The sequence below is a fragment of the Nigerium massiliense genome (genome assembly GCF_000826085.1).
In the GTDB taxonomy this organism is placed as follows: Bacteria; Actinomycetota; Actinomycetes; order Propionibacteriales; family Propionibacteriaceae; genus Propioniciclava; species Propioniciclava massiliense.
On record NZ_CCYM01000002.1, the window covers coordinates 1,005,324 to 1,017,045 of the forward strand.

13 protein-coding genes are annotated in these 11,722 nt (G+C 71.5%); 9 read left to right on the top strand and 4 right to left on the bottom strand.

From position 1 onward, the window contains the following. Positions 1 to 20 precede the first annotated feature (20 nt). The 5 genes from BN1187_RS06090 to BN1187_RS06110 all read left to right on the top strand — a co-directional run bounded on the left by BN1187_RS06090 (position 21) and on the right by BN1187_RS06110 (position 4,859). Complete coding sequence (locus BN1187_RS06090) at positions 21 to 1,022, top strand: polysaccharide deacetylase family protein (protein ID WP_040160193.1); 1,002 nt, start codon at positions 21 to 23, stop codon at positions 1,020 to 1,022. After that, complete coding sequence (wecB, locus tag BN1187_RS06095) at positions 1,015 to 2,133, top strand: non-hydrolyzing UDP-N-acetylglucosamine 2-epimerase (protein ID WP_052462364.1); 1,119 nt, start codon at positions 1,015 to 1,017, stop codon at positions 2,131 to 2,133. The genes BN1187_RS06090 and wecB overlap by 8 nt, the downstream gene beginning before the upstream one ends. Then, complete coding sequence (locus BN1187_RS06100) at positions 2,130 to 2,981, top strand: hypothetical protein (RefSeq protein WP_052462365.1); 852 nt, start codon at positions 2,130 to 2,132, stop codon at positions 2,979 to 2,981. Before wecB ends, BN1187_RS06100 begins: the two co-directional genes overlap by 4 nt. A 60-nt stretch (positions 2,982 to 3,041) precedes the next feature. Beyond that, the gene (locus BN1187_RS06105) at positions 3,042 to 3,854 is read left to right on the top strand and encodes a hypothetical protein (protein ID WP_040159529.1); all 813 of its coding nucleotides are present in this window, start codon (positions 3,042 to 3,044) and stop codon (positions 3,852 to 3,854) included. A 138-nt stretch (positions 3,855 to 3,992) separates the two neighbouring features. After that, on the top strand, positions 3,993 to 4,859 hold the full coding sequence (locus tag BN1187_RS06110; protein WP_040159531.1) for a class I SAM-dependent methyltransferase: 867 nt from the start codon (positions 3,993 to 3,995) through the stop codon (positions 4,857 to 4,859). A gap of 42 nt (positions 4,860 to 4,901) precedes the next feature. On the opposite strand, the gene BN1187_RS06115 is transcribed toward BN1187_RS06110, so the two are convergent. The 4 genes from BN1187_RS06115 to BN1187_RS06130 form a co-directional block, all read right to left on the bottom strand. Then, entirely contained in the window at positions 4,902 to 6,104 is a 1,203-nt protein-coding gene (locus BN1187_RS06115) for a glycosyltransferase family 2 protein (RefSeq protein ID WP_040159533.1), read from the bottom strand. A 30-nt stretch (positions 6,105 to 6,134) separates the two neighbouring features. Then, entirely contained in the window at positions 6,135 to 7,226 is a 1,092-nt protein-coding gene (locus tag BN1187_RS06120; protein WP_218184598.1) for a DegT/DnrJ/EryC1/StrS family aminotransferase, read from the bottom strand. Then, positions 7,220 to 7,816, bottom strand: coding sequence for an acyltransferase (locus tag BN1187_RS06125; protein ID WP_040159537.1), 597 nt, complete (start codon positions 7,814 to 7,816; stop codon positions 7,220 to 7,222). The genes BN1187_RS06120 and BN1187_RS06125 overlap by 7 nt, the downstream gene beginning before the upstream one ends. A 201-nt stretch (positions 7,817 to 8,017) precedes the next feature. Further along, positions 8,018 to 8,806: a hypothetical protein gene (locus tag BN1187_RS06130; protein WP_052462366.1), complete on the bottom strand. Its 789-nt coding sequence runs from the start codon at positions 8,804 to 8,806 to the stop codon at positions 8,018 to 8,020. Positions 8,807 to 8,996: 190 nt separating this feature from the next. Between BN1187_RS06130 and BN1187_RS06135 the strand changes: the two genes are divergently transcribed. The 4 genes from BN1187_RS06135 (at position 8,997) to argE (ending at position 11,721) form a co-directional block, all read left to right on the top strand. Then, positions 8,997 to 9,467, top strand: coding sequence for an SRPBCC domain-containing protein (locus BN1187_RS06135; RefSeq protein WP_052462367.1), 471 nt, complete (start codon positions 8,997 to 8,999; stop codon positions 9,465 to 9,467). Between the two features lie 155 nt (positions 9,468 to 9,622). After that, positions 9,623 to 10,138, top strand: a complete 516-nt coding sequence (locus tag BN1187_RS06140) for a GyrI-like domain-containing protein (RefSeq protein WP_040159539.1) — start codon at positions 9,623 to 9,625, stop codon at positions 10,136 to 10,138. 3 nt (positions 10,139 to 10,141) lie between these two features. Beyond that, positions 10,142 to 10,462: a hypothetical protein gene (locus BN1187_RS06145; protein ID WP_147675082.1), complete on the top strand. Its 321-nt coding sequence runs from the start codon at positions 10,142 to 10,144 to the stop codon at positions 10,460 to 10,462. 80 nt (positions 10,463 to 10,542) lie between these two features. Beyond that, positions 10,543 to 11,721: an acetylornithine deacetylase gene (argE, locus tag BN1187_RS06150; RefSeq protein WP_040159543.1), complete on the top strand. Its 1,179-nt coding sequence runs from the start codon at positions 10,543 to 10,545 to the stop codon at positions 11,719 to 11,721. Position 11,722 lies beyond the last annotated feature (1 nt).

The window sequence follows — 11,722 nt, forward strand, 5'->3', positions numbered from 1 at the left end:
ACACACCCTGGGGGGCAGTGGTGAAGAACCGTCAAGCGGTCGCGAGCGTTTCGCTCGACGCCGACAACCTGTGGTCGTACAAGCGCACGCACGGAGACGCCGACTGGGTGGACCGTCCGTCCTACCTGATGGCGCTGGCCGGGCGCATGCAGGAGTTCTTCTCCGCCCACCAGATCAAGCCCAGCGTCATGGTCGTCGGTTCGGACGCCGCCGCGGCGGACGGCCCCGACTTCGTCTCCGCGCTGCTCGAGATGGGCTGCGAGGTCGGCAACCACTCCTTCGAACACGAGCCCTGGCTGCACCTGTACAGCCCGCAGCAGCTGCGCGACGAGCTCAAGCGCACCGAGGACGCCATCGTCGCGGCCGGCGCGCCCAAGCCCCGCGGCTTCCGGGCGCCGGGATTCTCGATGTCGCCCGACCTGATGCGCGCGCTCGTCGAGCTCGACTACGACTACGACGCGTCGGTGCTGGCCACCTGGATCGGCCCGCTGGCCCGCCAGTACTACCTGCGCACCAACAAGGACCTCACCGCCGAGGAGCGTGAGCAGCGCAAGGGCCTGTTCGGCGCGCTGTCCGACGTCGCGCTGCCGAACAAGGGCTTCGCCTGGAAGGCGGCCGGCAACGACGGGCGTCCGATCATGCTGACCGAGATCCCCGTCACGGTGTTCCCGATGGCGCGCGTCCCGATGCACGCCAGCTACGTCATCTACCTGTCCGGGTACTCGATGCCTGTGGCGAAGGCCTACGTGAAGGCCTCGCTGACCGCCTGCCGCCTGACCGGGACCGAGCCGAGCCTGCTGCTGCACCCGCTCGACCTGCTGGACGCCGGCGACGCGCCGGGCCTGCAGTTCTTCCCGGGCATGAACCTGTCGCTGGCGCGCAAGCGCGAGGTGCTCGACCTGATCCTCACCGAGATGAAGGCGCACTACACCGTGCTGAACCTCGCCGAGCACGCCCGGGCGACCGCGCTGCGGGCCACCGCCGAGCGGCACATCGACGTCCTCAACCGCGGCCGTGAGTGAGCCCAGGGACGCCGAGCAGATCGCGCTGATCGTCGGCACCAGGCCCGAGGCGATCAAGCTCGCGGGTCTCATCCGCGAACTCGGCGACGCGGGCCGCGTGATCCACACCGGTCAGCACTACGACAAGGAGATGTGGCACAACGTGCTGGCCGACCTGGCCGGGGTCGACGTCGACGCGCACATCAGCGTCGGCGGACGCAGCCGCGGCGAGCAGATCGGGGTGGCCACCACCGAGATCACCCGCTACCTCACCGAGCACCCGGCGCGTGCCGTGGTCGTGCAGGGCGACACCAACTCGACGCTGGCGGGCGCCCTCGCCGCGACCTCGCTGAACACCCCGCTGGTGCACGTCGAGGCTGGACTGCGCAGCCACGACCGCCGCATGCCCGAGGAGATCAACCGCATCCTCACCGACGCCGTCGCCGACCTGTGCTGCGCGCCGCTGGAGGCCAACGCTTCCCAGCTCGCGAGCGAGGGCGTGGCGCCCGGCCGCGTCCTGGTCACGGGCAACACCCTCGCCGACGCGATGGCGACGCTCGCGGCCACCCCACAGGAGGCGGCCGCGACCCTGGCCGAGCACGACGTCGAGAAGGGCCGCTACGTCTTGGCGACGCTGCACCGTGCCGGCACCGTGGACGACGAGGCCGCGCTGACGCGCATCGTCGTCGCCCTCGGCGCTCTGGCGGGGCGGACGACCGTCCTGCTGCCGCTGCACCCGCACACCGCCAAGAATGTCGAGCGCTGGGGTCTCGGGGAGCGGCTCGGGGACGTCCGCGTCATCGCGCCCCTGCCGCCCAAGGCGTTCATCGCGCTCGAGGCGTCCGCGGGGCTGATCGTGTCCGACTCCGGCGGCGTCCAGGAGGAAGCCTGCCTGTTCCGGCGTCCGCTGATGGTGGTGCGCGACAGCACCGAACGTCCCGAACTGCTGGACGGGTGGTGCCGCCTGCTCGGGGACGCCGACCCGACCGCCGCGTTCCTGCAGGCCTGGGACGACGCCGACGCCTGGGCCGCCGACCTGGCGAGCCGCCCGTTGCCCTACGGTGACGGGAGCGCGAGCGCCGCGATCGCCGCCGAGATCAACCGCCGCTGGCCGCCGGCGACGGCGTCGTGATCTGGTTCAGCGCCGCGCTGTTGGTCGCGGGCGTCCTCGCCTACGGCATCGCCGGCGGCAAGCTGCACAGCGGCTCCAGCGACGAGGGCGGCGCGCTGCGTTCCCGCGACTGGTGGACCGGGACCGTCCTGCAGGCCGCCGGCTTCCTGTTCACGCTCTTCGCCCGGCGCTCCCTGCCGCTGCTCATCGTGCAGGCGGTCTCGGCGGCCAGCCTTGTCGTCACCGTCGTCTACCAGCACGTCACCGGCGCCCGGAAGATGACCGCCCGCATGGTCGGCCAGATCGCGCTCGTCGTGGTGTGCCTCGGTCTCATCGCCTCCGCGACCCTGCCCGGTCCGTCGGTGGCCTTGGCGCCAGCGCACCTGTGGTTGCTCGGCATCGGGGTCGTGGTGTCCGGCGCGCTGTGGGCCGTGCGGATGCCTGCGATCGTCTCCGGGGCGGTGGCCGGCTGGGGGTACTCGATCGGCGCTATCGGCGCCCGCCTGGTGATGGGCGACGCCGCGCACCCGCCGTGGATCTTCTGGGAACTGCCGTGGCAGTCGTGGCTCGCCGGCGTCCTCACCGTCGGGTCGATCGTGCTGGGACAGGCCCACGTCACCCGCGCGCTCGGGCACGCGGAGGCGGCGCCGGTGCTGGCGGCCATGTACCTCGTGGAGATCTGCGTCCCGGCTGCGGTCGGCATCGCGCTGCTCGGCGAGTCCCCGCGTCCGGGCTTCGGTTGGGCGATGGTCGTCGGCGGCGCCGGTGCGCTGATCGGCACCTTCGGGCTGGCCTTCTCCATGCACGACCCCGCGACGAAGGACGCCGACGCTGAGGCGCCGCCCGCGGTGCGGGTGGATCACGGGTAGCGCCGGCTGCCCCGGGCTCGGCGATACTGAGCCGGTGAACGAAGCGAGGGACCCCGTCCGATGACCTTCACCCTGAGCGTGGTGTTGCTGGCCATCGGCATCCTGTCCTACGGCATGGCCGGCGTCCGGCTGTCGGTCGGATCGGCGTCCGAGGAGGGCGCGCTGCGCTCGTCCGCGTGGTGGTGGGGGACCGCGCTGCAGGGCTGCGGCTTCATCCTGACCTTCTTCGCGCGGCAGGAGTTGCCGCTGCTCTTCGTGCAGTCGTGCGTCATCGCCGCGCTCGCCGTGACCGCCGTGCTCGGCCAGATCCTGGGCGTGCACCGGCTGACCGTGCTGGACGCCGTCGCCATCGGCGCGATGATCGCGGGGCTCATCCTGCTGTCGTTGGCGACCGAGCCGGGGCCGACGGCGTTCGTGCATCCCGCGACGGTGCCGTTGCTGGTGGTGCTCCTCGTGCTCGGCGGGGCCGCGGCGTTGGCGACGTGGTCGGCGGCCGTCTCGGGGCTGTTCTCCGGGTTGGGCTTCGGGGTGGGCGCGGTCGCCGCCCGGCTGCTCGCGGCGCGTCCGGACGGGGCGTTCTGGCAGTTCTGGACCTGGTCGGGCGCGGACTGGCTGCACGCCGCGTTGATCCCGCTGGGGCTGGCGGTGGGGCAGGTGCACCTCACGAAGGGTCTGGCCACCGGGCACAACGTCACCGCGCTCGGGGCGATGTACCTGATGAGCACGGTGGCGCCCACGATCATCGGCCTGGCCCTGCTCGGCGAGACGCCCAAGCCCGGTACCGGCCCGCTGGTGGTGGCCGGCATCTGCCTGACGCTGCTCGGGGCCTGGCGGCTCGTCCGGCTGGAGGCTGCCGCACACGACGCGGCGTGACGCGGGGCGTCCGTTGCGAGCAACCGTCCGCGCCGAACCACCCGGGTACCTCCGCCGGCGTCACCCACGGGAGGACGGTGCCCCCTCCCCCCGGTGACCTCGCGCGCACTACCCTTTCGGGCAATGGGAGGGGGACCCATGACCATCGACGTTGCCTGTACGGCCTGCCACCGCGCGGGCTACACCGTGCTCACGCCCGCCGGCGAGGACGGCTACCGCTACCTGATGTGCAGCCAGTGCGGCAACGGCCGCATCGATCCTGCGCCGATCGCCGCCGAGCCCTACGACCGGGGTTACTTCGTCGACGGAGGCGCGCGCGCCGGCTACACCGACTACGAGGCCGACGAGCCGTGGCACCGGCGCACCGCCCGCACGCGCCTCGGGCGGGTGGCCGACGCGCTGCACCGCACCGGGACGCCGGCGGCCCAGCGAGGCCGCATCGTCGACGTCGGCGCCGCCACCGGGTTCTTCCTCGACGAGGCCGCCAAGCGCGGCTGGGACGCCTCCGCGGTCGAGCTGTCGTCCTGGGCGGCCGAGCGCGCCCGCGCCCGCGGCTTCCGCGTCGAGAGCGACCTCGCCGCCTACGCCGTGGACGACCCCTTCGACGCGGTCTGCTTCTTCCAGGTGCTCGAACACGTCCCGGACGCCGCGGACGCGCTCGCGCGGGCGTCCGCCCTGCTGCGGCCCGGCGGGGTCGTGGTGTGCGAGACGTGGGACGCCGCGTCCCGGACGGCGCGGATCGCGGGGCGCCGCTGGCAGCAACTCAGCCCGCCGTCCGTGCTCTGGCTGTTCACCGAGGCCGGCATCAGGCCCTGGCTGCAGGACGCCGGCCTGCGGCTGGTGTCGTGGCGCCGCAGCCCCAAGATCGTGAGCCTCGCGACCGTCGCCGGGCAGGCGCTCCCGGACGGACGCCTCGGCGACGCCCTGCGCCGCGTGGGGTCGCGCGTCGGCGTCCCGTACCCGTTGGACGACCTCGTCACCTTCGTCGCGGTCAAGCCCCGCTGAGGACGCCCGATCGACTGGGCGTCAGGTCTCGGTCGCGGGGCTTCAGCCGCGCGGCGCCTCGTCCGGGCCGCGGCCGGCGGTGCCGATGGCGTCGTCGATGTCCCGGCGCTCGTCGGCGGACAGGCCGTTGGTCGGCGCGGGATCGATGACCTCCGCCTGCACATGCTGGGCGGAGCCCTGCTTCGCCCCCGTCCACTCGGGACGTCCGGGATGCACCACGCGCGGCTGGTCGACGTCCTCGGCGACGACCGGCGTGCGCACCGGCTCGACGCCCGCGACACGCTTCAGCCCGAACCCGAGGTTGTACAGCTCCTCGAAGTAGCGCTTGTTCTGCAGGCTCATCAGCGACATCGTGATCAGGCACACGAACAGCACCGCGGACGCCACCGTCAGCCCGTGCCAGCCCAGGTGCCCGCCGAGCGTCAGGATGAGCGCGAGCAGCCCGAAGAAGAGCCCCGGGATCAGCGGCACCCAGTAGGCGCGCCACAGGTAGCCGTTGATCAGCTGGCGGTACGTCGTCAGCCGGCTCGTCGTGCTGGTCAGCGACCCGCGGGTCACCCGCGTCTCCAGGCCCGCCCACGACAGCGTCGCCGGGATCTCCTCGATGCGGGCCCGCAGGATCTGCGCCTTGTAGATGATCTCGACCATCACGTCGGCGCCCTCGGCCTTCAGCGACAGCGACCGGATGAACGGCCCGTCGTAGGCGCGCACCATACCGGTGAGCGTCTTCACGTCGTGGTAGGCGGCGAAGTTGAGGAACCGGTTCGCCGCGCGGCTGCGCACCTCGAGGGCGTGCGGCACGCGTTCGGTGGCGCCGCCGTCCATGTAGGGCGAGGCGATGACGATGTGCGGCCGGCTGACCAGCCAGGCGTCGATGAGGCGTCCGATGTCGTCGACGCCGTAGCTCAGATCGCAGTCGACCGCCAACACCACGTCGCCCAGGGACGCCTGGATGCCGGTGCGCATCCCCGCGCCCAGGCCCGCGTTGCGGCGGTGCCGGAGCAGCCGCACGGGCGTGCAGATCTCAGCGGCCGCCCGGGTGGTCCCGCCCGACGTGTCGTCGTCGGAGCCGTCGTCGATGACGATGATCTCCCAGTCCAGCTGCGACTTCTGCTGCGCCAGCTCGTCCAGGACGCGCAGCGTGCGCCCCACCGTCGCCTCCTCGCGGAAGCAGGGCACGACGAACGTGCCCAGCAGCCGCTCCCCGGACGCCCGGCTCAGCGAGTCCCCCGCGTTCGGAACCATCGTGTCCCCCTTGGTCCTGTTCCGCGTCTCTCAGGCGCCCGCTGCCGCGAGCGCGTTGACGGCCTCGACGATGCGCTCCAGCTCGGGACGCCCCACGCTCGGGTGCACCGGCAGCGACAGGCACTCGGCGGCGGCCTTCTCGGTCTCCGGCAGCGCGGTGTCGTCGGCGAACGGCGCGAGCTGGTGCACCGGCACGGGGTAGAACGCGCCCGAGCCGATCTGGTACTGGTCCTTCAACGCGGCGGCGAGCCCGTCCCGGTCGTCGGCGACGCGGATCGTGTACTGGTGGAACACGTGGACGGCGCCCGGCTTGGTCTGGGGCGTTCCGACGCCCTCCAGGTGCTCGCTGAGGAACGCGGCGTTCTCACGGCGCCGCTCGTTCCAGCCGAGGACCTTCGTGAGCTGGACGCGTCCGATCGCCGCGTGGACGTTCGTCATACGGCAATTGAAGCCGATCATCTCGTTGTGGTACTGCCGCAACATGCCCTGGTTGCGCAGCAACTGCAGGGTGCGCTCGATGTCGCCGTCGGCGCAGGAGACCATGCCGCCCTCGCCCGCGGTCATGTTCTTGGTGGGGTAGAGCGAGAACATCGCGAACGTGCCCCACGTGCCCACCGGGCGGCCGTCCAGCGTCGCGCCGTGGGCCTGCGCGGCGTCCTCGAACAGCTGCAGTCCGTGCTCGTCGGCGATCGCCTCCAGCTCGGGCATCGCCGCGGGGTGGCCGTAGAGGTGGACGGGCATGATGCCGACGGTCTTGTCGGTGACGCGCTCGGCGACGGACGCCGGGTCGAGGTTGAAGCTCACCGGGTCGATGTCGGCGAACACCGGCTTGGCCCCGGTGAGCGCGACGGCGTTGGCGGTGGCGGCGAAGGTGAAGCTCGGGACGATGACCTCCTGGCCCGGGCCGACGCCCGCCGCGAGCAACCCCAGGTGCAGGCCGCTCGTTCCGGAGTTGACGGCCACGCAGGGTCGGTTCAGCGCGAACGTCTGGGCGAACTCGCGCTCGAAGTCGGCGACCTCGGTGCCCTGGGCGAGCATGCCGGAGCGCAGCACGGCCGAGACGGCGTCCACCTCCTCATCGCCGATCAGCGGCTTTGCCGGGGGGATGAAGTCGGTCATGATGCGGTCTCCTCAAGGTGGTCGTCAGCTTCGCGGTAGCGGTCGCCCGTCTCGGGGCACACCCACTGGCCGTCGCCGTCCGGCTGTAGGCGGACGCCCGTGCGGCCCACCCACCCGATGCGGCGTGCCGGGACGCCCGCGACGAGCGCGAAGTCGGGCACGTCCTTGGTCACGACGGCCCCCGCCGCGACCATGGCCCAGCGCCCGATGGTGACGGGCGCGACGCACACGGCGCGCGCCCCGATGGAGGACCCCTCGCGGCACGTGACGCCGACGGCCTCCCAGTCGTCGCCGCGCTTCAGCTGCGCGTCCGGGGTCACGGAGCGGGGGTTGTGGTCGTTGGTGAACACCGCGGCGGGGCCGACGAAGACGCCGTCCTCCAGCACGGCGGGCTCGTAGACGAGCGCGTAGTTCTGCAGCTTGCAGTTGCGCCCCATCGTGACGCCGGAGCCCACATAGGCGCCGCGTCCGATGATGCAGTTCTCGCCGAGCCGCGCGCCGTCGCGGATCTGCGCGAGGTGCCAGACGGTGACCCCCTCGGCCAGGACGGCGGTCTCGTCCACGTCGGCGCTTGCCTGGATACGCACTGTCATGTGGCCCCCCTGACCGGATGTCTCGCTTCGGTAACCCTATGGCTCCGAGGGTCTTAACGTGGCAATCGTTGCGCCCCTGCGGCCTGTAGGTGCACGATCAGTCACCCCTGCGGGGGACAGCGGTGTCCCCGATCGGACGCCCGCGGGTCGCAGAGCGGGGCAAGGCGGCGTGGAACGCCCGGGGAGGTCGGGATCTCCGGCTCAGCGCTTCGGGAGAAGCCCGTCGAGGATGGGGCCGAAGCGCCCGGTCAGATCGTGGCTGACGCCCGCGGGGGACTCGGCCCTCGTCCGCGCGGCGTGCGCCTCGTACCAACGCCGTCCGCGGACCGCGTCGTCTCGGGCGTCGTAGCCGTCCTCGCTCTTCGTGCCGTCGTCCTCGGCGCCGGTGTACCAGGTCATCGGGTAGCCCTTGGCGGCGTCCGCGGGCAGGGTGATGTCGCGCCGGGGGGCACCCCCGCCGCCGAACATGACCGCGCCGCCCGAGGCCATCAGCTCCGGGTGCGTGGGGAGCAGGTACTGGGTGATGAACTGGCTGCCGCCGGAGTATCCGACCAGCCACGTCTCGGTGAGACCGAGGTCCTTCTTCGTGCGGTTGATCAGGTCCATCGCCACCGGGACGTTCGCCCGGCCTTTCTTCCACCAGGTGTCCGTGTCGTCGTCCGGCGTGCGGATCACCAGCGTCGCGTAGCCGTGGCTACGGGCGACGGCGACGATGCCCCGGGGCCCGCCGAGGCTGTAGTCCGACTGGGGGTGGTCGAACTCGTAGGCCCCGTCGCCGTGGAACTGGACGATCAGCCCGCGCGCGTTGGCGGCGGGGAACAGGTGGTAGCGGACCTGGCCGGAATCCGAACGGAATGCCTGGTTGAGCCGGTCGGCGTACTGCGACGCCGCCTGCGTCCGGACCGGGAAAAGGGCGCCCGTCGTGCAACCGTTCAGCAGCCCGACGCCGACGGCGGCGGCCGCGAGAGCTCGGGCGAGCGTGCAGGGCATGGCAAGACTCCTCGTGCAACGATGGCGGATGGCGACCCCACGGGACCCGGCCGCCGTGGCGATTCCGGGCGGAACGTGTGAGAAGTTATGGGGCAGTGGGGCCGCGACACCGGCCGGCGTGCGAACCCGGGGGTGATGGTAGCCCGCGTAGGTAACCTCCACGCACATCGAAATCGAAGGAGGAGGGACCGTGCCGATCGTGAACAGCGCCGTGGACGCCGACGGCTGTCGCGTCCGCTGGCGGTTCGGCGCCCCGGCCGACCTGGTGTGGGACGGGCTCACCGACCGCGTTTGGCTGCGCCGGTGGCTCGGTGCCGTCGTCAGCGGCGAGGTCGCCCTGGGGGAGACCGTCGTCATCGACCACGGGGACGGCCAGCGCAGTGAGAGCCGGGTGCTGACCGCGGAGCCCGGCTCGGCGCTGGAGCTGACGTGGTCCTTCCCGGACGAGCCGATGTCCCGCGTCGAGGTCACCCTGGACGCCGAGGGCGAGGGCGGCACGACGCTCACGCTCACCCACCGGGGCCTGGGTGAGCTCGCGTCCGGCTATCGGGTGGGCTGGCACGTGCACCTGCTGTACCTGTCGGCGGCCCTGCGCGCGTCCCCGATGGCCCTCGATCGTTTCTGGGAAGTTCATGAAAAAGTCGCGCGGGCCTATCCCTAGTCGACGCGCAGTTGCTGGCGATCGGGCCACCGCAGATGATCTTTTTTGTCAATCCCGTGAATGGGTGACGCTTGAGCCCTCCGTAGTGTTGGCTTGTCTCGCCGGTGACCAGGCTGGACGATCGTGGACAAAAGCAACGTGAGGGGGGAGTCTCGATGGTGCGCGAGATCGATCTCGTGGAACTGATGCACGGTTTCCCCGTTTTCGGCCTGCGCCGCGAGACGAACGCCAAGCTCGCGCGTCGCGACGTCACCGCGATGGAGGACCTCTACGCCGACATGCTCGGCGAGCCGCTCGACGAGACGTCCGCCAGGAGCTACGTCGTCACCGAAGGCGACACCCACTGCCCCGACGACGAGTTCCGCGTCTTCGTCGGCGGGGAGGCCATGATCCCCGACCTCGAGCGGGTGTGGATCGAGTCGGGGCTGTTCGCCCATCTGGTCGTGCGGCCCAAGCTGGGCCGCGCCTGGCCGCCCGCGATCCGCGAGGCCCGCGACTACTTCTTCGAGCAGTGGCTGCCGGTCAGCGGACACCGGTTCCGCGGGATCGACTTCGAGGTGCATTCCAAGGAGAGCCGCGGCAAGACGCCCCGCCTCCACCTGTACTTCGGCGTCGAACCTGTCCACGCCGCCGGCACGCCGGTCAGCCACGACACCGCGGCGAGCTTCTGACCCGTGGGAGTCCGGCCCGCTCTGGACGCGGTGGCCCGCCGGCTGGCCGGCACCGACGGCGTCCAGGTCTACCCGGCCACCGACGGCCTGAGCGTCCGGCGCGTCGACGGAGCGATCATGCACCTGGACGTGCTGCCCGGTGGGATGCTTCGCTGGTCGATGCCGCCCGATCCGGACGTGGCCGTCGACCTCGACTCCTGCGACGCTTCCCTGCTGGAAGCCCTGTGCGCCGGATTCGTCGCCAACGCGCTGAGGATCGCCGGGGGCGTCCTGACGGTGGAGGGTTCCGAGCGCCTTGTGGTACGCCTTACGGGACGCCGCTGAGGCTCCGGCGGTCAGCGACGACGCGCCCACCCTTCGGCCAGGGACCGCGGGGACCGCCGCCGGGCCGTATAAAGGACCCCATGACCTCTTCGACCTTGTCATCGCCCGTTCGCGAGTGGCTCACGAAGCTGATCGCCATCGACTCCACCAGCCGCGACTCGAACCGGGGGGTGATCGACCTCGTCGCCGACCATGCTCGTTCGCTCGGTCTTGAGCCGCTGATCTTCCCCACCGAGGACGGGCAGCGGTCGAACATGATCGTCAGCGTCCCCGACAAGTCGGGGTCGACCGACGGGGGCGTCATGCTGGCCGGGCACACCGATTGCGTCCCGGTCGACGGCCAGGACTGGGCGTCCGACCCCTTCACCGTCGAGGAGCGCGACGGCCTGCTGTACGGCCGCGGCACCGCCGACATGAAGGGCTTCCTCGCGGTGATCACCGCCGCCATGGAGCAGGCGACCCGGGCGGAACTGAGCCGGCCGCTGCACTTCGGCTACACCTACGACGAAGAGTTGGGTTGTCGGGGCGCCCAGCCGTTCGTCGACTCCCTGACCGCCGCCGGACGCGTCCCCAGCGTCGGCTTCGTGGGCGAGCCCAGCTCGATGCGGATGATCCGCGGGCACAAGTCCGTCAACGTCATCGAGGTGACGCTCACCGGCGTGCCCGCGCACTCGTCCTTGACCGCCGAGGGCGTCAACGCGATCGAGTACGGCGCCGAGGTCGTCCGGTACTGGCGCGAGCGGGCGGACCGCTGGCGCGACGAGGGGCCCTACGATGAGGCCTACCCGATCACCTACACCACCGGCTCGGTGAACCGCATCGACGGCGGCACCGCGCAGAACATCGTCGCCGGCCGTTGTGTCGTCACGATGGAGTTCCGGGCGATCGGAGCCACCGACGACGCCGCCGAGATCGAGGCCCTGCGCGGTGTCTGCGCAGACATCGAGAAGCGGATGAAGGCCGAGAACGAGGCGGCCTCCGTCGACGTGGTGGTGTTGTCGTCCAGCATCGGTCTCGATCAGAGCGTGGACGCCGACATCGTCGAGCTCGGGCAGGAACTGGGCCTGGCCGTCAGCGACGACAAGGTCACCTACGGCACCGAGGCCGGCATCTACACCCGCGGCGGCATCAACTGCGTCGTCTGCGGCCCCGGTGACATCGCCCAGGCGCACAAGCCCGACGAGTTCGTGGCGGTCGATCAGCTGGCGGCGTGCGAGGAGTTCGTCGGACGCCTCATCTCCCATCTCAGCGAAGGCTGAC

Bases quoted from the DNA above. Each gene is read 5' to 3' on its own strand.
- BN1187_RS06105 (WP_040159529.1), top strand. From the start codon at position 3,042: ATGACCTTCACCCTGAGCGTGGTGTTGCTGGCCATCGGCATCCTGTCC.
- BN1187_RS06110 (WP_040159531.1), top strand. From the start codon at position 3,993: ATGACCATCGACGTTGCCTGTACGGCCTGCCACCGCGCGGGCTACACC.
- BN1187_RS06115 (WP_040159533.1), bottom strand. From the start codon at position 6,104: ATGGTTCCGAACGCGGGGGACTCGCTGAGCCGGGCGTCCGGGGAGCGG.
- BN1187_RS06125 (WP_040159537.1), bottom strand. From the start codon at position 7,816: ATGACAGTGCGTATCCAGGCAAGCGCCGACGTGGACGAGACCGCCGTC.
- BN1187_RS06130 (WP_052462366.1), bottom strand. From the start codon at position 8,806: ATGCCCTGCACGCTCGCCCGAGCTCTCGCGGCCGCCGCCGTCGGCGTC.
- BN1187_RS06140 (WP_040159539.1), top strand. From the start codon at position 9,623: ATGGTGCGCGAGATCGATCTCGTGGAACTGATGCACGGTTTCCCCGTT.
- argE (WP_040159543.1), top strand. From the start codon at position 10,543: ATGACCTCTTCGACCTTGTCATCGCCCGTTCGCGAGTGGCTCACGAAG.